23 protein-coding genes and 1 pseudogene are annotated in these 19669 nt (G+C 37.4%); 6 read left to right on the forward strand and 18 right to left on the reverse strand.

The genetic code is table 11. The annotated features are described in order from the left end of the window. Nucleotides 1-4 precede the first annotated feature (4 nt). Nucleotides 5-1327: an ABC transporter substrate-binding protein gene (locus A9178_RS11015; RefSeq protein WP_156520755.1), complete on the reverse strand. Its 1323-nt coding sequence runs from the start codon at nt 1325-1327 to the stop codon at nt 5-7. Between the two features lie 94 nt (nt 1328-1421). After that, the gene (locus A9178_RS11020) at nt 1422-2450 is read right to left on the reverse strand and encodes a LacI family DNA-binding transcriptional regulator (RefSeq protein WP_068675221.1); all 1029 of its coding nucleotides are present in this window, start codon (nt 2448-2450) and stop codon (nt 1422-1424) included. Between the two features lie 625 nt (nt 2451-3075). Here A9178_RS11020 and A9178_RS11025 point away from each other — a divergent pair. After that, entirely contained in the window at nt 3076-3354 is a 279-nt protein-coding gene (locus A9178_RS11025; RefSeq protein ID WP_082918167.1) for a DUF4282 domain-containing protein, read from the forward strand. Between the two features lie 82 nt (nt 3355-3436). Here A9178_RS11025 and A9178_RS19340 read toward each other — a convergent pair whose 3' ends face one another. The 7 genes and pseudogenes from A9178_RS19340 to A9178_RS11045 form a co-directional block, all read right to left on the reverse strand. Then, complete coding sequence (locus A9178_RS19340) at nt 3437-3619, reverse strand: hypothetical protein (protein ID WP_231889826.1); 183 nt, start codon at nt 3617-3619, stop codon at nt 3437-3439. 57 nt (nt 3620-3676) lie between these two features. Further along, nucleotides 3677-3919 (reverse strand): annotated as a pseudogene (locus tag A9178_RS19665) (Abi family protein); the annotation flags it as partial. Then, nucleotides 3835-4050 carry a hypothetical protein gene (locus A9178_RS19670; RefSeq protein ID WP_156520762.1) on the reverse strand — a complete coding sequence of 72 codons (216 nt, stop codon included), beginning with the start codon at nt 4048-4050 and terminating at the stop codon, nt 3835-3837. The gene A9178_RS19670 and the pseudogene A9178_RS19665, both read right to left, overlap by 85 nt. After that, nucleotides 4034-4312 carry an Abi family protein gene (locus A9178_RS19675; RefSeq protein ID WP_082918169.1) on the reverse strand — a complete coding sequence of 93 codons (279 nt, stop codon included), beginning with the start codon at nt 4310-4312 and terminating at the stop codon, nt 4034-4036. Before A9178_RS19675 ends, A9178_RS19670 begins: the two co-directional genes overlap by 17 nt. 457 nt (nt 4313-4769) lie before the next feature. After that, nucleotides 4770-4976 carry a hypothetical protein gene (locus A9178_RS11035; protein WP_156520756.1) on the reverse strand — a complete coding sequence of 69 codons (207 nt, stop codon included), beginning with the start codon at nt 4974-4976 and terminating at the stop codon, nt 4770-4772. 661 nt (nt 4977-5637) lie between these two features. After that, nucleotides 5638-7398: a methyl-accepting chemotaxis protein gene (locus tag A9178_RS11040; protein ID WP_068675225.1), complete on the reverse strand. Its 1761-nt coding sequence runs from the start codon at nt 7396-7398 to the stop codon at nt 5638-5640. 75 nt (nt 7399-7473) lie between these two features. Next, nucleotides 7474-7935 (reverse strand): chemotaxis protein CheX, encoded by a 462-nt coding sequence (locus tag A9178_RS11045; RefSeq protein WP_082918170.1) that lies wholly within the window; start codon nt 7933-7935, stop codon nt 7474-7476. 1192 nt (nt 7936-9127) lie between these two features. Here A9178_RS11045 and A9178_RS11055 point away from each other — a divergent pair. The 3 genes from A9178_RS11055 to A9178_RS18655 all read left to right on the forward strand — a co-directional run bounded on the left by A9178_RS11055 (nt 9128) and on the right by A9178_RS18655 (nt 9847). Continuing rightward, on the forward strand, nt 9128-9352 hold the full coding sequence (locus A9178_RS11055; protein ID WP_068675229.1) for a DUF1659 domain-containing protein: 225 nt from the start codon (nt 9128-9130) through the stop codon (nt 9350-9352). A 35-nt stretch (nt 9353-9387) separates the two neighbouring features. Then, nucleotides 9388-9606 (forward strand): DUF2922 domain-containing protein, encoded by a 219-nt coding sequence (locus A9178_RS11060; RefSeq protein ID WP_068675231.1) that lies wholly within the window; start codon nt 9388-9390, stop codon nt 9604-9606. A gap of 106 nt (nt 9607-9712) precedes the next feature. Beyond that, nucleotides 9713-9847 (forward strand): YvrJ family protein, encoded by a 135-nt coding sequence (locus A9178_RS18655; RefSeq protein WP_082918171.1) that lies wholly within the window; start codon nt 9713-9715, stop codon nt 9845-9847. A 608-nt stretch (nt 9848-10455) separates the two neighbouring features. On the opposite strand, the gene A9178_RS19160 is transcribed toward A9178_RS18655, so the two are convergent. From A9178_RS19160 to A9178_RS11075, 4 genes are all read right to left on the reverse strand, one after another. Then, the gene (locus A9178_RS19160; RefSeq protein ID WP_197482183.1) at nt 10456-10605 is read right to left on the reverse strand and encodes a hypothetical protein; all 150 of its coding nucleotides are present in this window, start codon (nt 10603-10605) and stop codon (nt 10456-10458) included. Between the two features lie 444 nt (nt 10606-11049). Then, the gene (locus tag A9178_RS11065; protein WP_068675233.1) at nt 11050-11664 is read right to left on the reverse strand and encodes a PH domain-containing protein; all 615 of its coding nucleotides are present in this window, start codon (nt 11662-11664) and stop codon (nt 11050-11052) included. Between the two features lie 152 nt (nt 11665-11816). Next, nucleotides 11817-12644 carry a DnaD domain-containing protein gene (locus tag A9178_RS11070; protein ID WP_068675235.1) on the reverse strand — a complete coding sequence of 276 codons (828 nt, stop codon included), beginning with the start codon at nt 12642-12644 and terminating at the stop codon, nt 11817-11819. A 692-nt stretch (nt 12645-13336) separates the two neighbouring features. Then, nucleotides 13337-13876, reverse strand: coding sequence for a sigma-70 family RNA polymerase sigma factor (locus tag A9178_RS11075; RefSeq protein WP_082918173.1), 540 nt, complete (start codon nt 13874-13876; stop codon nt 13337-13339). Between the two features lie 702 nt (nt 13877-14578). On the opposite strand from A9178_RS11075, the gene A9178_RS11080 reads away from it, so the two are divergent. Continuing rightward, complete coding sequence (locus tag A9178_RS11080) at nt 14579-14833, forward strand: helix-turn-helix domain-containing protein (protein ID WP_068675237.1); 255 nt, start codon at nt 14579-14581, stop codon at nt 14831-14833. A 162-nt stretch (nt 14834-14995) separates the two neighbouring features. After that, the gene (locus tag A9178_RS11085; RefSeq protein ID WP_068675239.1) at nt 14996-15493 is read left to right on the forward strand and encodes a competence protein ComK; all 498 of its coding nucleotides are present in this window, start codon (nt 14996-14998) and stop codon (nt 15491-15493) included. A 150-nt stretch (nt 15494-15643) separates the two neighbouring features. Here A9178_RS11085 and A9178_RS11090 read toward each other — a convergent pair whose 3' ends face one another. From A9178_RS11090 to A9178_RS11110, 5 genes are all read right to left on the reverse strand, one after another. Beyond that, complete coding sequence (locus A9178_RS11090; RefSeq protein WP_068675241.1) at nt 15644-15928, reverse strand: hypothetical protein; 285 nt, start codon at nt 15926-15928, stop codon at nt 15644-15646. After that, on the reverse strand, nt 15915-16193 hold the full coding sequence (locus tag A9178_RS11095) for a hypothetical protein (RefSeq protein ID WP_068675243.1): 279 nt from the start codon (nt 16191-16193) through the stop codon (nt 15915-15917). Before A9178_RS11095 ends, A9178_RS11090 begins: the two co-directional genes overlap by 14 nt. Nucleotides 16194-16318: 125 nt before the next feature. Next, nucleotides 16319-16915, reverse strand: coding sequence for a DUF4160 domain-containing protein (locus A9178_RS11100; protein ID WP_068675245.1), 597 nt, complete (start codon nt 16913-16915; stop codon nt 16319-16321). 61 nt (nt 16916-16976) lie between these two features. Beyond that, entirely contained in the window at nt 16977-17510 is a 534-nt protein-coding gene (locus A9178_RS11105; RefSeq protein WP_068675247.1) for a transposase, read from the reverse strand. A gap of 2 nt (nt 17511-17512) precedes the next feature. Continuing rightward, nucleotides 17513-19045, reverse strand: a complete 1533-nt coding sequence (locus A9178_RS11110; protein ID WP_068675249.1) for a YifB family Mg chelatase-like AAA ATPase — start codon at nt 19043-19045, stop codon at nt 17513-17515. Between the last annotated feature and the right edge of the window lie 624 nt (nt 19046-19669).

The raw sequence follows: 19669 nt of genomic DNA on the forward strand, positions 1-19669 counted from the left end.
CCTTTTAGTTTTCTTCAAGAATAGAGTTTATCCTTTCATTGAAACTGTTAGCGGCATTTTCAGGTGTCGTATTCGAAATAAATAATTCCTCTAACGTATCTCCTAAAGCTTGATTTATCTTAGAAAAGTTGTTAGTTGTTACCGTTTCAGCTAATTCCTCAGGTACTGTCTGTGATTGTTCGATAAACAGGTTAAGCATTTCTTGATCCTCAATTGCATAGTTGAATGGTTCAGTAATATCAGTACGAGCGGGTAGGAATAAACCTTTCTCTACAAACGCCTTCATTACTTCCGGTTCACCCATGTAAGATAAAAACTTCTTAGCAGCTTCACTATGTTTAGAAGCAGCTGGAATCGCCATACCATTACCTCCTAAGTCAGATGCTGCTGACTCCTTAATTGGCATGTATGTAACGCCCCATTCAAAATCCTTCATATCAGATTCGTATTTAGGTATCATCCAGTTTCCTGATATTAAGAGTCCAACATTTCCAGAAGAAAATAACATATTAAAATCATCTGAACCCTTCATACTATTACCTTGGGTCATATGGTTTTTAAACATATCCTGTAGAAATGTAAATGATTCAATAGCCTCTGGCGTATCTACATTTCCTTGTGTTGAGTCTTCATTTAGTATGGTTGCTCCGTTTTGGAAGAAAAATGGTAGCGCACGATAAGCAGAAGTCTCTGACCAGTTTACTGCAATTCCACTATCAGCTAGTCCAGCATCCTCAATTTTTGATGCTACATCAATAAACTCCTCCCATGTCCATGCTTCTTCAGGTATACTTGGAGCCTCGATACCTAGTTCATCTAAATAAGTTTTATTATAGAATACAGCTAATGTATCAGTGTGATGTGGTAGACCATAGATTTTACTTTCAGAGGTAACCGCAGTTAATAAGCTAGGATTGTAGTTTTCCTTTTCTGATTCAAATAAATCCGTAACATCTAGTAAAGCACCTTCACTAGCAAATTCTCCAAACTTTTGGTATTGTATTCTGAATACATCTGGTGAATCATCAGCGGCAATTCTTGTTTGTATTTTAGTATAATAGTCTCCTGATGATGGAGGTGGTACTTGGTTGGCTTTAATGTCAATATCCGGATTCTTTTCCTCAAAATCTTCAATCATGTCTAAAAATGCCTCTTCCTCACCACCGGCAGCAGCCCAGTATACAAACTCCACTGTTTCTTTATCACTATCTCCTGCAGAATTTGATTCTACACCACTACCGTCAGACGCCCCTGCACACCCTGCTAAAAATAATCCCATCATAAGGGATACAAAAAGAATAAAACCAGCTTTATTAAACACCTTCATTTTAATTCCCCCTTTTTTAGACGCTTCCAAAGTAATGCCTCCTCTAAGTGACTATGCTAGGTTAATTGATATTACTATCAAGTTTTCCCTCCCTTTATTTATTATTTTTATTGTTACCGCAACTTTTGCGGACAATTAATTCGGTTGGCAAATATGTCGTTAAAGGCAGTGTGATTTCACTCATAATTCGTTGTGAAAGTAATTTAACGGAAATTCTCCCCAATTCCTCTTTATGTACACGAACAGTAGTTAAAGGTGGATTTAAAAATGGTGACATTTCTAAATCATCAAAGGAAATAATAGATATGTCTTTAGGAATGGTTAATCCTTTTTCCTGTATTGCTTTATAGGCACCATAGCTCATCCTATCACTAGCAATGAATATTGCAGTAGGAAGGTGACCGAATGACAAGATTTCCTTCATAGCCTGATAACCACCATTTACCGTAAAACTACCATTCTTAATCCATTCCCTTTTTAAAGGAATATTAGAGTTTCTAAGGGCTTGTTCATATCCTTGATACCGAGATTCCCCGGTAATAACTCCTTCAGATAGTTCATTCCCACCAATAAAAGCAATGTTCCGATGACCAAGGTTTAAGAGATGATTAACTGCCATCATCGCACTTTCTATAAAATCAATGGTGACATAGTCAATTGATATAGAAGGAATGCCTCCAACAGAAATGATTACTGAAACCTGTTCTTTCAAGGCTTGAAGAGAAGAATTATTAATTGGACCAACAACAATAATTGCAGTGTCATCTCCAGCGAATTTAGAGGGCAACATACTTCCCTCCAATTCCTGCTCATCCAATGTGAATCTTATATTTAATCCCTGATTCATCAATTCCTGTTCAATACCATAGATAATTTCTGAAAAATATGGATCCTTATATTTATTCTTTGAGTTATTTAATATAAGACCAACTTGCATTTCAGAAATATTTCTGTTTTTTTCCATATGTTTCATATGTTTTTTATATCCTAGTTCTCTAGAAATATTAAAAATATCATTTCGAATTTCCTCATCAATTGATGTTGGAGTATTATTCAGTACTCTAGATACTGTTGATACAGAAACATTAACCCTTTCGGCAATATCTTTTAATGTAACTTTCATAAATTCTCCTCCAGTTTTTCAGAAAAACAATGGAAATTTTCTGTATTTTTATTTTATATTATTCAGAATAAGAAATCAATACAATTTTGTGAATTAATTATTTATTATGAAAATTGCTACCAACCCTACCAGAACATAGTTAGCCTTTAATACATGTTTGACAAAAATTTGAAGAGTGAAGTGATACCAAATGATTAGGACATTAAACCGTACTTTCCTAAGTATATTTAAATCATATTTACAAACATATTTACGATTATTTTACACGCATAAGACTGATGTATAAATTAAATTTTTAGTTGGAAAAAACTTTTAAACTGTTAAATTTAATATAATACTTCTCACGAGTGCCGATATCAGAGCCTAAATACCGATATAAACCCACATGTGCTGATACCCCGAGCATGAATACCGATATAATCCCCTCGCGTGCTGATATCGTGGGACGAGGAAAACCCGTCCCCCTAAGAGTCTAACCCTAGGGAGCTTCATTCTTAAGCTTTAATTTTTATGGTAGAACCTCACGATTTGGAAAAATAAATGAATTTAAAATTCGTTCTAATACTTCCCATAATTAAATAGGAATAGTATCGAGTGTTTTTAATGAAATGAGGAGGTGAATGAATTGAACAATTTTATTAGTTTTAATAAGATGATTACACCAACCATCATTAAGGTGCTTTTTTGGATTGGGGTAGGATTCTCCATCATTCTGGGACTTATTCAAATTATAGCTGGATTTAATTCTTACTACGGTGGCGGATACCAAATATTCATGGGGTTATTAACTATCGTATTAGGACCAATCTTCACGCGGATTTATTGTGAATTATTAATTTTATTCTTTAAAATGCATGAAACAATTAAAGAAATTAATGAAAAATTAAGTTCGAAGGATAATTAATTTTAAATGGAATGTGAGCCAAGGGGGATAGATTCCAAGAGCCACAGGGACAGGTCCCCCCGGCTCTTTATTTTTTTTAAAATCACTTCTGGCTATATAAGAGATCTTTCCAGTTTTCTTTTAGACCTAAACAACTTATATCGATATGTTCTTCATACTCATCAATTAAAGCTTCAAATGACATTTGAAATCGATCTCCATCTTGTTTAGTTAGCAATCTTTTAGCAACATAAATCGCAGCAAAAACTTTTTGATTGTTAATCATTTTTCTTTCATTTCTAAATAACATCGGCTTAAAATTAAGATTCTTATTATAAATCCTTCCAAAGTGGGCACATATATTCCTAACATTTGACAGAGTCCGTAACCAGCTCTCTACATATGTATATGGGATATCGTAATATGTTTTGGCGATTTCTTTTTTATCTTCTTCCTTTAGGTTCTTATATAACTTAGAAAGCATTCCGAATGAAGTAACTTCTATCGCAACCCAAACCGGGAACTTCCCCGAGTAATTTTGATAATGGTGCTCAATGAATAATTCACCTTTCTTCGGATAGTGAATGTCTTTTCAAGTTCGTTTATAAACTCAGAATGCCATGTTTCATCTAAAAAGTTCTCTTTATTTCTATAACCAAGGGTGCCATATTTATGAGCAATTAGATAAGTAATGTGAGTTCTAAACGCAATTTCGATATTTTCTAAGCACTTCCATTAATAAGTGTCTTAATTTTTTATCTACTTCATAAATAGATATTAACTGATTAAATGTTGTACCTTCAAAAAAATTATTATCTTTTTTAAGAGTTAGCATATATGCCGAGAGTCTATAATAGTTAATCCGTTTCAAAGTTTCCTTAGCAAGATTAGGGTTTTGAATTTCCAGATTTCGCTTTCTTAATAATTCTACCTGTTCAGTAAATGTAGTCGGCATTTTAATATGCCTATCCTTGTCCATCCCTACATATCCCCCTAGAAATAAAAAGACCCACCGTGGTCCGCTTCTGTGAGAGGCGTGGTGGGTTCTGTTACCTACAATATACCTTATAAGAGGTAAAAGTGTCAATAGATATATGACTGTAAATTCAGATAATTATTAAATACACAGTGCTTAAGCACCTTATTTATGAATCTCATCCCGGGGAAAAAAACAATTAAATACGTTCAATTAAATAAAACGTACATTTCAACTTTTAAAATGCAGTTTTAATATATTACCAACAGCGAAAAAAGCGTCTTATTATTTTAGAGCCTTAAATTATCCAAGCAAGACATTAACCATCCCTCAGCTCCTTACTCCTTACCCACTACACACCCCCCGCACATAACTTGTATTACCAGCAATAACCAAACCAAACTTAATCCTATACATAGTAAATCCACTTACAGCGAGCGTATCTACGACTGTAAACACTTCACCTTGATTGACTATGGAATGTTTCGCATCCAAGTCCGGAGTCGTATACCCAAAGGCTGGCAAGAACTTCTACATATTTCGCGCCTGTAAAACCACTACCACTAACCTCATAGCCTAGTTCTATGCTCCCGGTTGCAAAAGTTTCCATCCCACTCAGGCCCATAGAATGCCCGTATGCTCCCATTTGCATGAATTTCCATCTCATTCGGGTTCATAGACTGCCCCTATGCTCCCAATTACATGAACTTCCATCTCATTCGGGATCATAGCACGCTTCTATTCGCCCATTTGCATAAATTTCCATCCCATTCGGGTTCATAGACTGGCTCTATTCGCCCGTTTACATGAATTTCCATCTAGTACGGGTTCATAGCACGCCTCTATTCGCCCATTTGCATGAATTTCCATCTCATTCGGGGTCATAGCACGCTTCTATTCGCCCATTTGCATGAATTTCCATCTCGTACAGGTTCATAGACTGGCTCTATTCGCCCGTTTACATGAATTTCCATCTCGTACGGGTTCATAGCTCGCTCCTATGCGCCCAGTTACATGAATTTCCATCTCATTCGGGCCCATAGACTGCCCCTATTCGCCCAATTGCATGAATTTCTAACCCATTTAGGTTCATAGCACGCTTCTACTAGCCCGATTGTTCCACTTATGCAGATCTTTACGGTGGGGCGAGTAATCGGAGCCCCAGACGGGAAAGATTTTATACTTACTACTAAAAATGCGTACCCTACTTTTAAAAGTAAGATACGCATTTGGAAGTAAATCAATTATCATAAGTCATTGCATGATTCTTTTGAATTCCTAACCAGTAAATAGTATACAAATCCATTCAAAGAGTCATCCAAATTCTTTTACTGCAATTTAAAAACTCTAACTAACCCGTTTAATTCTTCCGCTAATTTTGCAAGTTGTTCTGAACTTGCAGCTACCTCTTCCATAATGCTGCTTGACTGCTCAGAAGATGCGGAAGTTTCTTCAATTCCTGCAGCAGATTCTTCAGATATGGCTGCAATTTCTTCAATGGATCCATTCATCTCCTGTGCACTAGCGGCCATTTCAGATAAGTTTTCTGATATAACGGTAATGCTATTTACCATTTCTGTTACAGCTTCACTAATATTGCCAAAAGTCTCCCCGGTTGTTTCTATTTGTTCCGTTCCTAATTGCACCTCTTTATATCCACCTTCTAATGATTCCGTTACTAGGTTCGTTTCATTTTGGATATTGGTTACAATGTCGGTTATATCGGTTACTGAATCTGATACTTGTTCGGCTAGTTTTCTAACCTCATCAGCTACAACTGCAAATCCTTTCCCATGTTCACCGGCTCTTGCAGCTTCAATTGCAGCATTTAGGGAAAGAAGGTTCGTTTGGTCAGCAACATTTTGAATAACCGTTACTAAATTAGAAATTTTTTGTGAGTGTTTATCCAAACCTTGTACCTTTTGTACAGAGTTAAGTACGATTTGGTCGATTTTTTTCATTTGTTGAACAGATTTTTCCATCAAAGCGGAACCATCTTTTGTCATGCTTAAGACCATCTCCGAATTATCGCCTATACGTTCCCCATTTTCATTTGCTTCTTGTACCTTTGTGGCAAATGAACTCATAACAGATGCTAAATCAGTTGTACTATTAGCCTGTCTTTCGGAAGCAGCTGCTAATTCCTGCATGGTGGATGCCACTTGTTCGGATCCTGATTTAACTTCATTTGCGGATTGCGTTAATTCTTCACTTTGACTGTTAAGCGTCTCTGAAGTATTGGAAACATTCAAGATGATTTTTTTCAAATTACCTTGTAGAAGATTTAATGCATCCCCAAGTTGACCCGTTTCATCTTTGGATTGGATCTGAATGTCATTTTGGGTTAAATCACCATCAGCTAGATGTTCCATATGTCCGGTTACCTTTTTAATTGGCTTAGAAATACGGTTAGCAAATACCCAAACTACTAATATACCGACAATTAAGGTAATTCCAGCTACAAGGAAGACTAGGTTTAATAACTTATGGGCTGGTGCATTAAATTCCATCATATACGTACCTGCACTAACTACCCAGTTCCATTCTGGAAAGTAAGCAGAGTAAACAGCCTTTTCCTCTATTTGGTTTTCATCATGAGGAAGTGGATATTCATAGAATGTATATCCTCCACCATTCATCCCCTTGTCAATATACTCCTGCACAAACTTATTACCCTTTGAATCTACAAGATCCCAGGAATTATCGCCTTCGTTACTCGGATTAACAACAGAAAGCCCATCACTAGTATTAGCAAATATGTATCCATTTTTACCAAGATCAATATTTGGGTTAATGGGACGTGTACCATCTGCATCCTTTTCGCCTAAAACGATTTCCCTTACATTTTCTTGTGCTTCTTCCAGAGGCATATTCCCTTTTTCGACCTCTGCTTGATAGGATTCCATGATCTCCAGGGTAAATTCCACACTGTTTTTCAAATTCGTTTTACCAATCTCATCCAAACTAGATTTACTATATTGATAGCTAACCATTCCGATAATCAACATAGGTACAATCAATAGAAGAATCGATATCCAAATTAATTTTGCTTTAATGGATGAATTAATTTTAAGTGATTTAAATTTCATGATGTGAACACCTCTCTTTTGTGATTTTTGTATCTATTTTTCAGTATTCTTATAAAACGTTACCCAATCCTTCTTTCAATTAAGCAGCAAATAGATATCCATTCCACCAATATGATCGAATTCAGCAGTCATATGAATAGCTTTTTCATAGCCTGATAAGGTAGTATTTCCCTGCAAAATGGTTGGAGCCGTTATATCGGTTTGAATGCCATTCTCTAATATGATGGTGGATATTCTGCCTGCAAGCATATTGCCTAATTCACCACTAAAGGAGGTAAGCATTTCTCCTTCTAATGGCATACCAAACATCGCTTCTCCAATCGAACTAAAAACACCTGGATCACCAGTTAAAATTAAACTCCCCTTTACATCTCCTGTGACTCCAATCAATACTCCAAACTGCAACTCCAAGTTCTTGCCTAATAACTGAGGTTTACTTATTTGATAATTAATCGGTATGACCGACCCTAAAGCCTCATATGTTCCATTCAATAAGTCTGTAATGGCTTTACTCTTTTCATTAATCGTTATACTCACTATATAAACTCCTTCTTTTAATACGACAATCCTCATCCGTATATATCGTAATTGGGTAAAATGATAATACAAGCCCTTTGTGAACCGTTTCCTTCATTACCAATCAGGTTAAAAGAACCAGTATTTAATTCCTGTTTTATATCGGCTTTTTATTTTGACTTTCAAGTGTATAGAAAATAGTAGTAATTTTTAAATTATTAGAGAGCCACAGGGACAGGTCCCTTGTCCCAATTTTCTTCCGTAAAAAAACACCAGTTTCCCGAAAGGTCAATCGTGGAAATAATTCTTGAAAAAAAGTTTTGAAAAGGATTGCGCGAGAATCAAGTGTTTTTTTCTTTCGGAGAACATATTAGAAAACAAGAAAACCACCCGATGCCGTTGCAAGCTAAAGGGTGGTTCTCAAGACAAGAATTAAATAGTATTGACAACCACCACCCTGAGGGTAGAGGTATCTGTGCCGATTATTTAAGGTGAATATTTCAGGCCACAATTCTAATTAAAATAAAACAATAAGAAATCAAATAAAATAAGGAATTGCTTACGTTTTTACAAATCATTTTGGACGAGAAACCTGTTCCTACAGCTCTCCCGAATACCTATATCTTGCTCGCGTGTGCTGATATCTCGAGTGTGGATACCGATATAATTTCCCCATGTGCTGATATCCCCAGCGTGGATACTGATATAACACTCGCATGTGCTGATATCCCCAGCGTGGATACTGATATAACACTCGCGTGTGCTGATATCCTGGGCGTGAATACCGATATAATACTCGCGTGTGCTGATATCCCGAGTGTGGATATCGATATAATACTCGCTGTGCTGATATCTTGAGTATGAATACCGATATAATTTCCCCACGTGCTGATATCTCGAGTATGAATAACGATATAATACTCGCATATACCGATATCCCGAGCGTGGATACCGATATAATTCCCACGCGTGCCGATATCCCGAGCGTGGATACCGATATAATTTCCCCACGTGCTGATATCCCGGGCATGTATACCGATATAATTCCCACATGTGCTGATATCGTGGGACGAGGAACCCGTCCCCCAGGCTCTCGTCCCCCAGGCTCTCCGATTTACCAATCCTCATCTTTTCTTACCTGTAAAATTTCCTTTCCAATCCCCCCTCTCCTCCATTCCTTTCGATTGTATAAGTGAAAGGAGGTGAGAAACAAATGGCAGCATTCGAATTGACCAAGTCTACGTTACAACTTGTTTTGAATGATGGGAATGATTTAAAGACTGGTATGCCAGTATATAAAACCAAAAGTTTCAACAACGTGAAACTTGCTGCAACAGCAGATCAACTTTATGCGGTAGCACATGCTTTTGCTGGTTTACAAGACCGCCCATTATACAACATCGTTCGCAGAGACACAGCTGACGTTACAGCGGGGTAACTCACTAACAAAAATTAAAGAAAGGAGGGCTACACTTGAGAAAACTAGAACTCAAATTCACAAACGAAGATGGAAAAATCGTCACGTATTCGTTAGAAAACCCAATCGAACCAGTTAACCCATCAGCAGTCAGCGCTGCAATGGATACTATCATCAACGAAAATGCTTTTACATCAACTGGTGGGGATCTTATAGAAAAGCACAGCGCTCGAATTGTGGAAAACACTGTGGAAGAAATTGATATGGAAATCTAAACTTAAGAAAATAGACCAGCGGATGTCGATCGCTGGTCTATTTTTGCAAAAAAACATGGAGCGTGCACTTTAATTTCTAAACTAAACAAAGATTGGGGGGTTTTCCATGGAAGCTTGGATAGCATTCATCACAGATGTAGGTTTCCCTGTTGCGGTCACATTTTACCTTTTACACCGTGTCGAGGGGAAACTAAATCAGCTGATTGAATCAATACATGCATTGCCGGAGAAAATGAAATGACTAGCGTAGTGAGGGGATGACACGTTGGCCTTGAAAATGTGTTTTTAAATCATGTATAATATAAATAGAATTATAATAAAATAAAAAGAGAAGTGCGCTAACACTTCTCGATGCAACCTCTACCGTCAGGGTGGTGGTTGTCTATTTTTTGCGTGAACCACCCTTTTGCTTGCTACGGCGCGGGGTGGTTTTCTTGTTATCTAGTACGTTTTTTCGAAAGATATGTGCAACAATTTCCCGCACAATACCCTTTCAAATTTCACGAATGAATTCAAGAAATGTTTCCATGATTATCACCTCCTTCCCAATAAAGGAAAGAAGAGCGACAACCAAACCACCCTCACAATATTCAGTTGCTACTCTATTTCACCATATCCTTACTATATTATAATCTACTAATATTCGACATCTTATGACATAACCATCAGATAACCCAATTCTCCTTTGTGCACTTTAGTTCATTATCGCAGTGGGGATCCTAGAATTCCACGCTCTGCTTCTTTATTTCAAGGTTTATTTCATGTATAATAAGAATATAATAAAAAGAGAAGCGTTTGAGCGCTTCTCCCTACAACCTCTACCGTCAGGGTGGTGGTTGTCAATAATATTTAACTCTTGTCTTGAAAACCACCCCTTTGCTTGTGACGGCGTAGGGTGGTTTTCTTGTTTTCTAGTATATTTTTCCGAAAGAAATGGGCGCTTCCTTCACGCACAAATCCTTTCAGAACTTCTCGTAGAAATTCAAGAAATATTTCCATGATTATCACCTCCTTCCCAATAAAGGAAAGAAGAGCGACAACCAAACCACCCTCACAATATTCAGTTGCTACTTTATTTTATCATATTCTTACTATATTATAATCTACTATCCTTCGACATATTTTGACAAAGCTATCAAATTACTCAATTCTTCTTTGTGTACTTTAGTTCATTATCGCAGTGGGGATCCTAGAATTCCGCGCTCTGCTTCTTTATTTCAAGGGTTATTTCCTGTATAATATGAATATAATAAAGAGTGAAGCGTTCGAGCGCTTCTCCCTGCAACCTCTGCCGTCAGGGTGGTGGTTGTCAAAGTTGTTTATTTCTATTGTAGGCCACCCTTTTGCTTCCTACGGCGCGGGGTGGTTTTCTTGTTATCTTGTATACTCTTCCGAAAGAAATAGGCGCTTAATTCACGCACAAATCATTTGCAAGTTCCCTTCTTAATTTTGAATATACTTATTAAAGATATCGCCAAAATCTTTTCGTGTATTATCATTGTATGTCGTATTTAGCCAATCAAAAGCAAACTTTGTAGCCTTTTCAAACTCATTAGCAATCGTTCCTTCCTGGAAACGATTGTCAGTGAATAAGGTTTTCGATAAATCAAGACTATCTTTCGCATAGGCTTTGACACGTGCATCACTATCTTGAATGTGCGAAATCGTCACTAATGATTTATATAAATCAGCAATGGCCTCGCCTTCCTTTTTCTCAATATCAACAGAAATGGTTTGTTCCCCAATCGTAAATTTTATTTCAAGGTCCAAATCAATCGTACCAGCCGTTTCAACGGTGACATTTTGAATGGGATAGCAGTAGTAATCATAGCGATAGATATTTCGCTTACTGCTCGTCGCCTTTTCCCCATCTAAGTGAATTAAGGCACGATTCGTGAAACAATATTCATCTGATTTCGATTTAATCAGAAAATGAATTTGTTCTCCTTCTTCATGTAATACATAATCATCTGATTCGGTCTTGTCAAAATCGTCTGGCCGAATAATTTTACCAATATCACTCAATCCTAATGCATCACTAGCAATCTTTTTAAACATTTAGCCCATCCTCCTGTAACGAAACTTCCCTCAGTAGGAGTTTCTTTGATAAATTGTCCCAACTATACTATTTTAACGTAATGATGGAATAATAGAAATATGTGGTATGTAAAATAAGCGAATAGTCACAAATGAATGATGACCCTAAATGTTCAAGAATACCCCATCTCCTCCCTCAGCCTCTTAATCTCCAATCGAACAGCTTCTGCTTCTTCCGGATCTACTACCACACCCCTATTCGGTTCCTCCAATCGCTTCCTCGTTTCCTTTTGTTCCTCAAACCAATCCGGAATGATTTCACGCTTCCCTCTAGGAAAATAATGGTATTGCCGTTGTCTCCCATTTCGAAATTCCACATCTGCTGCCCTTGCCGCATCCACACTCCGAATTCCTTTCTTTTCCCATATATGCAAGACACCTAGCACATAACTCCATCTCGTAATTCCCTGTTCCAATGTACGTTTCATCGCTTCTATCACTAACGCTTCCCCTACATCATCCACGAGATCTTTCAATTCGCCCTCCATGTATGGGCTGCTGTCACCAAAGTTTTCCTTATAGAATCGTACTGCGTCGGTTTCCTTAGCCTTAACACCTCCCCCTTGCTCATCCCCGGTTTCCCCAACCATTTCCACCTCAGCAAAACATTCATCTGCTCTATCCACAACCGAATCCACCTGTTGCCCATCATCACTGTTCTCTATCAAACTAATCATTTGATAAACCGGTGCTTGATTGCCCCCTAGAGGTTCATAGATAATATAGCCTTTTTCTTTTAGCTCCGTTCTCGCTCGCTTAAAAGCGGACTCGTTCAAACCAGATTTAAGCCTTAAAACCATTCCCGCTACACGAAATTCACGCTGCCATCTTGTCCTGTTATTGATATGCATCAGCGCATGCCACAAGGCAATCGCCGAATTGGATAGTGGATTATACTCCATTGATACGTAAAAAGCATTTAATTCTTTTATGTAATTCATCCTGCTCTCCCTTTCTATACTCCCACTTTCTCTAATTTCCATCTCATTCAGGCTCATAGGCTGGCTCTATATGCCCATACGCCTAAGCTTCCATCTCAAACGGGCTCATAGCACGCCTCTATAAGACCGTTTACCTAAGTTTCCATCTCAAACGGGGTCATAGCACGCCTCTATAAGACCGCTTGCATGAACTTCCATCTCATTTAGGCTCATAGACTGGCTCTATATGCCCATACGCCTAAGTTTCCATCTCAAACAGGTTCATAGCACGCCTCTATAACCCCGTTTGCATGAACTTCCATCTCATTCAGGCTCATTGACTGGCTCTATATGCCCTTATGCCTAAGTTTCCATCTCATTCGGGTTCATAGCACGCCTCTATAAACCCGTTTGCATGAATTTCCATCTCATTCGGGCTCATAGCGCGCCTCTATAAGCCCATACGCCTAAGTTTCCATACCAAACGGGTTCATAGCACGCCTCTATAACCCCGTTTGCATGAACTTCCATCTCATTCAGGCTCATAGACTGGCTCTATAAGCCCATATGCCTAAGTTTCCATCACGAGCGAGTTCATAGCCTGCTTATACTCGCCCGACTGCTTGAATCTCATTCACATCCTAGGCCACAGAACCAGTCTAGCCCGCTTCATAATAACGAAAATCATATCGCTAGTAGTAAGCAATCAGACATCAGCTTTCTTCCCGGCTAAAATAAGCCCGCAATTTCTTCCTTGCCTGCTTCCCCCAGTCCTTCACCGCTTCCACAGATGCATTTTCTTGCTCCGCTATTTCTTTTAGCGACATATCACGAATGATGTAATAATACACCCATTTTCGCTGTTTTTCTGTAAGTTGGGAAAATACACGCTCCCAGAAAACGTCATCCTCCACTTCAATTCCACTTGTGTCCATAATCGGCATTTGAGAAGCACTGTGTTTATTGCCGTTATAGGAGGTTAAGATTTCTTTTTCCACATAGTCTTCTTCGTTCTGTTCGTCATTGGTTTTCTTACGGATAAGATCGATGAGGCGATTGCGAATGGTGTAATTGAAGTAAGTCGCGAGGGGGCCCTTATTTGGCTCATATTTTTGGTAGGCAGTCCACATGGCATATAACCCTTCCGAATAAAAATCACCAAATGGATCTCGTATGCCAAGCTTGTGCATGTGATAATAAATACGTTTCTCATTTTGTTTAAAAATCTCTTCAAACATATCATTTTCTTTCAATTCAACATCCTCCCTTTTGTAGGTCGAATCTAGCATAATCAACCCGATGAAATTTGTAAAGGACGCTAACTTCGCATAAATGACATAGTTCGACACATTTCGACTGAATTCCGCCCTGTTTTTTAACAAAAAAGACGTCTTTTTACGATATTTTCGAAGTTAGGCAGTTTTTACACTTTTTTTGCACTTTCTTTGTCATATTTTGTCGAACAGTAAAAAGAACCCCGTAAAAACACTGCCAGGAAAAGGTCGCCCATTTGCAATAATAATATTATGTTTCGTTTATGTTTCGTTTTGTTTATATAATGGGGCCGCACTTCGGTTCACCTTATGGTTCAGATAGCGGTCCATCCTTCAGTCCATTTTCCGTCCATACAGATGTCCAAACGGAAAAGCGATGGACCACCAAAAATGATCAAACGTTTGTTTGAAAACTACTTATCATCTACCATTTATCTCATGAAAAGAAGTGCAAGATTATGAAATGAATCATAACCTTGCACTTTTTACCGATTCACCTTCACCACCAGAAAGCTATGAAGCCTAATCCAATAAGCCTATTAAAATGAAAACAAACGTTTGTCCGAATAATATCAAACCTAATATCATAACAAAAATCCAACTAAAACACAAAGTGCTATAGCACGTAAAAATATTACCGAAATCCTTTGATAATTGAGTTAAAAAGGTGGATTTCTAATCGTGACGAAACGAACATTTGATCAAATATTAGGTGATAAACTACGAATAAAAAGGGAACAATTATCAAAAACACTGGATGATGTTGAATTTGAAGCAAAGATTAGTGAAGGACATTTAACTAAGATTGAGAATGGTAGGTCGGGGCCTAGTGCTTATACCCTTTTTAAATTATATAACCTATTACAAATAAATGTTAATGGAATATTTGATGAAATTAACAACGAATTGAACAACATAGAGGAAGATGAGCACTAACGAATACACACATGCCATTTACCGGCATCCCCCCTGAGGAACCAGATTAGTTGAGTATAGAAGCGAAATCACGTAGCCGAATTCCACATCAGCCCACCTATAGATTCCAACGGTTTCCCCACCTCCCCCACTAACATTACATACATAAGGAGTGTTTCCCCAATGATTATGATCTTACCACGTTATTCCATTCATTCAGGTACCATGGCACTTATAGCCGCAAACCATACAGATTACAAAACCGTTGCAATAGAACCAAATCGAAAATGTTACATCAAACAAAAACCTATTCAACTTATAAAACAAGCGTGTTTAGATAGATTCATCACATACGAAGGGGTAATAGAAGCTGTCGAATATCATACTGGATTCAAACGGAAAGTCCCTATTCCGCTTGATCCACATCTAAATATCTATCTCTTCCCCACCCACGCAACCAACCATAAGGGCTGCATCTGGCTGTCCTACAAACACGTGCGTCGAATAGAGAATCACCCCAACACTCATCCGAATACACCTTCTTCCACCATTCTCTTTAAAAATGGAGACAACCTTCCAATTCAGGTATCACCTTATATATTAAAAAGGCAGATGGAACGAACATTAGTATGTATGGATGGGTATTTGGATTCGCAACATAATGGTGCAGTAATTTGCTGATTAGATGCAAATTGCTGTGGCTATACTGGAACACTTTTAGCACATTCAACTAGTTCCAGCAGCGGGGATCTGACACATTGGCCTTAACTATTCTTTTTGGGCATAAAAAAAGATCCCTATCTAAATGGGAACGGTAGAAATTTATAGAAACTATTTATTTTCACTTGGAAACAAAACCGCCATAATAACAATATTATTATCCATTTGCTTAAAATAGAATGGAAACTTCCTAACGACAATTCGAGTTATTCCTTTAAATTTTCCAAATTCCTGCGTATAGGTTTTACTGATAACAGGATTCCCTAATACATCCACCGTTTCTAGGATGATTTGGGAAATATAATCAAAGGTTTCTTCTGAAGTAAATCTTTCACTTCTAAATTCAAGAAGCTTATCCCTTACAATAGGAGTCCAAATAATATTACGGGAGTTCATTACATGAAATCTTTTTTGAAAATGATTTTAAAAGATCGGAAGTTGTAATCCCAAATCCTTTCTTGTATTGTTCCTCACTTGCCTTGAACATTTCCTCAAGTTGCGGATTTTTCTCAACATCAGCTTTTATTGATTGTACATCTTCCTCCTGTAAAACAAGAGTGAATCTTCCTTTCCCTGGTATAGAAAATTGAAAAACTGAATTTTCGCTATCCATATCATAAATGTATTTCATAAGGTCCTTTGAAGATAGGACTTTTCCCATAAAATCACCACCATTAAATGATTTTCTAAATACAATAGTATCATACACCCTTAATTCTATAACTATGTGTCAAGATTGTATGTATCAAGTTTTTCTTACGAGGTGGGGTCTGACAAATTAGCCCTTTATACAATATCCTGATCGATAAAATTAGAAAATGTATCATTTTTTTTAACTGCACGCACTAGATTCCTAACTTGATCAACATCTATTCCATGTTGATACAAGTTATCAGGATCAAGATCTAATTCACCCGGCCAGGAAACAGTTCTTAATTCATCATCAACAAATACCTTTTCAAAAAAGCTTTGATCCTTTAACTTTTCTAAAACTCCAGTCATTATTGGGTTTATATTCACTAATTTCGCTGTTCTATCATCAAAATTAATTAATAGCCATCCTTTTAATCCAGGTACTATTTTTGCTTTATGTACTAAAACCATATTGGCACCTCCTATATATAAGGGGGGGATTTTTTTGGGTTGTCTATTTTCCATACAATCATCCCACACTTTTATAATATCATCTTTATTTATCTCAAGCCATTCTAGAACATCCTTTTCCTTTTGCTTTGGTAACGGTTCATTACCTTTCATATAATTTCCAGTATAAATTTCAATACTGGTATATATTCCATTATATATTACATGGAAATGTGGTGGATTATGATCATTATAATACATGACAATTTTGATTCCATTAAAGTTGCTGATTCTTGGCAATGTGTCACCACCTTATCCAAATTATTTATTTAACTGCATTAATTATGGTTGCCTCAAAATCCTAATCTCCTTCTACAAACTTCCGATACTTCTCCTTCCTCGGCACTTTAAAATGTCCTAAAATTTTCTCTGTTGTTACATGCTGATTCTTTAAATCAGAAATATAAGCACCATAACTACTCCAAACATAATCTTTCGGTTTAGTTACCATCTCTGCTTCTATCGGATTCAAATGAATATACCTACTAACTTCTAACTGATAATCTACTGTTTCAAATAATTCCGCACCGTATCGCCCTTGAAAGACATGTCCAACAAGACGATGCCTTTTATTGAAATAAAGTGCGTATCTAGAGTTCAACATTTTCATGATGTGCTGTGGATGATGGTCAACGGTTTCTAGTTGCAAATGAATATGGTTAGTCATAAGGCAATACGCATGGAGGTGAAAAGGATAATAAAACCTAGCCTCTTCCAAAATTTTTAGATAGGATTGTTTATCGGATTCATCATAGAAAAGTGCTGCTCTTCGGTTGCCACGACTTGTAATGTGATACATCGCACCAGGATACCATACACGTAATTTTCTAGCCATGACTATTTCACCATTCCTTTTGGTTGATGTAGGCTTTGCGTACGTCTTATGGTAACTGCCTCCCAAATAGATTGATTGGTGATATTTTCATCTCCGTTCAGATCTGAAATCGTACGTGCAAGTCTTCTTATTTTCATTTGCACTCTTGTACTCCAATTGTATTTACTCGCCCAGCTACGCATCATTTTCTCTTGTTCATCCGTTAAAATGGTACATTCCAATATTTTCTCATTCGGAACTATAGCATTACTTATTTCTTCTCCATACCTTTGATTCTGCACTTCTCTAGCTTTTATTACCCGCTCCCGAATAATTTCGGTTGTTTCATTATCTGCCGAGGATTCGTTCTCAAGTGTTACCGTTTCAAGTTTCAATAAAATATCCATTCTATCTTGGATTGGACCGGAAACACGATTACTATAAGCCGTCACTTGTTTTGGCGTACAGGTGCAATAATAATTTCTGGAACCCATATAGCCACAGGGACAGGGATTCATGGCGCCAATTAATAGAAACTGCGCCGGATAGGTTACAGTGGAGGCTGCACGACTAATCGTGACCTTTCCTGTTTCTATTGGTTGACGTAGCATATCTAGTGTTCGCTTAGGAAACTCCGCCATCTCATCCAGAAAAAGAACTCCTCGGTGTGCAAGGGACACTTCACCTGGTTTCGGATTGGTGCCACCACCTATTAGCGAGACAGCTGATGCTGAATGGTGCGGCGACCTGTAAGGCGGAGCAGATACATTCTGCTGACTAATTCCTGCCAATTGATAAATGCTCATTACCTCAAAACGGCTTTCTAATTTCAATGGTGGCAATATGGATGGGAATGTTTCTGACAATAAGCTCTTTCCACAACCAGGTGGACCTACCATTAGTACATTATGCCCACCTGCAGTAGCTATTTCCAATGCCCGTTTCGCTTGTTTGTGTCCCAATATATGTTTGAAATCTTTATCATAGGTAGGTGGTGATATTTCTAAAGTTTTTTCCGGGGATTTAGTAGGTAATGAGAATGCGGAAATTTGGCCCGAAAATGATTCAATTACCTCCTGAAGCGTTTCAACAAATCGCAATTCTAAACCATCTATTGTTTCAAAAGGAATATCTTGTAATCTAGGTAAATATAAAATCTCAAAACCTTCATTTCTAGCAGCCATTATCGCCGGTAACATGCCTTCAACAGTTCTAATGGTTCCATCAAGGGATAATACTCCTAAAAATGCAGCTTTATTAGGTATCTCCTCTTTTATCTCTTTCGCTTCTTTCATTACTGCAATAGCCATAGCAAGGTCAAAAATAGGGCTATTTTTCTTCTGTTCAGCAGGGGATAAATTAATAATAATCTTCCTATCTAAAATCTCACAATCATTTGCATAAAGGGCACCCATCACCCTATCCTTTGATTCCTTTACTGAAGCATCGGGTAACCCGACAATACTTACCCCATCTCCCGGAAGTAGCTGCACCTCTACATGAACACGATAGCCTTCAATACCTTTCAAACCAATACTTGATACAACGGTCGCCATTTACCTTACCCCTTTGTCAACTTATTTAGATAAAAGGTACTGAAAATCTATGATTCTGTCAAAAGGCTAAAATGTGAAAATAGGATGTTTCGGGATTCGTTTTTATTACTTTATAATAGTGGAAAAGTGATTTTTGTGTGTTTTTGGGGGTTTGGATTGTAATAACGGGTTTTTTTGCATTAGAAATATAGAATTGCAAAATGCATTCACAAAATAAATTATAGGTATGAATAATAATTCTATTTTACTTAAAAAGCATGTTACAAATTCCCGAACTAAGTCGGAATTACTCTAAAATCTTCCGCGATATTTCCCGGAAAATATCGGATGAAGTAGAAGTTCGTTGTTTAGATCAAACGTCCGTTTTAATTTACCCTGTTTCTAAATAACCATGGTTCCTGTGTAGTAATTATTTTCCCTTTTTAATCTTATATAGCAGCGGCACATTAACGTGGTGGGGTACTGACCCTAAAACCAGATGCGTCTGTTTATAGAATTTAGCAGTTAATTGGTATCTTCCCCCAACTCTCATTTAGATATTAACTAAAAAACTCCATAAAGGTATAGAATATAAAAGTGGAATACTTTGCTTGTTATATGCAAAGTATTCCACTCCTTATGTTA

The sequence above is a fragment of the Oceanobacillus sp. Castelsardo genome, from assembly GCF_001659985.1.
Classification (GTDB): Bacteria; Bacillota; Bacilli; order Bacillales; family Amphibacillaceae; genus Oceanobacillus.

Coding starts and splice junctions, on each gene's coding strand:
- A9178_RS11065 (WP_068675233.1), bottom strand. CDS start 11,664: ATGTTTAAAAAGATTGCTAGTGATGCATTAGGATTGAGTGATATTGGT.
- A9178_RS11015 (WP_156520755.1), bottom strand. CDS start 1,327: ATGAAGGTGTTTAATAAAGCTGGTTTTATTCTTTTTGTATCCCTTATG.
- A9178_RS11055 (WP_068675229.1), top strand. CDS start 9,128: ATGGCAGCATTCGAATTGACCAAGTCTACGTTACAACTTGTTTTGAAT.
- A9178_RS11040 (WP_068675225.1), bottom strand. CDS start 7,398: ATGAAATTTAAATCACTTAAAATTAATTCATCCATTAAAGCAAAATTA.
- A9178_RS11095 (WP_068675243.1), bottom strand. CDS start 16,193: ATGGGAAAAGTCCTATCTTCAAAGGACCTTATGAAATACATTTATGAT.
- A9178_RS11110 (WP_068675249.1), bottom strand. CDS start 19,045: ATGGCGACCGTTGTATCAAGTATTGGTTTGAAAGGTATTGAAGGCTAT.
- A9178_RS11090 (WP_068675241.1), bottom strand. CDS start 15,928: ATGAACTCCCGTAATATTATTTGGACTCCTATTGTAAGGGATAAGCTT.
- A9178_RS11035 (WP_156520756.1), bottom strand. CDS start 4,976: ATGAGATGGAAATTCATGCAAATGGGAGCATACGGGCATTCTATGGGC.
- A9178_RS19340 (WP_231889826.1), bottom strand. CDS start 3,619: ATGATTAACAATCAAAAAGTTTTTGCTGCGATTTATGTTGCTAAAAGA.
- A9178_RS11085 (WP_068675239.1), top strand. CDS start 14,996: ATGATTATGATCTTACCACGTTATTCCATTCATTCAGGTACCATGGCA.
- A9178_RS18655 (WP_082918171.1), top strand. CDS start 9,713: ATGGAAGCTTGGATAGCATTCATCACAGATGTAGGTTTCCCTGTTGCG.
- A9178_RS11105 (WP_068675247.1), bottom strand. CDS start 17,510: ATGGCTAGAAAATTACGTGTATGGTATCCTGGTGCGATGTATCACATT.
- A9178_RS19160 (WP_197482183.1), bottom strand. CDS start 10,605: ATGGAAATATTTCTTGAATTTCTACGAGAAGTTCTGAAAGGATTTGTG.
- A9178_RS11020 (WP_068675221.1), bottom strand. CDS start 2,450: ATGAAAGTTACATTAAAAGATATTGCCGAAAGGGTTAATGTTTCTGTA.
- A9178_RS19675 (WP_082918169.1), bottom strand. CDS start 4,312: ATGGACAAGGATAGGCATATTAAAATGCCGACTACATTTACTGAACAG.
- A9178_RS11070 (WP_068675235.1), bottom strand. CDS start 12,644: ATGAATTACATAAAAGAATTAAATGCTTTTTACGTATCAATGGAGTAT.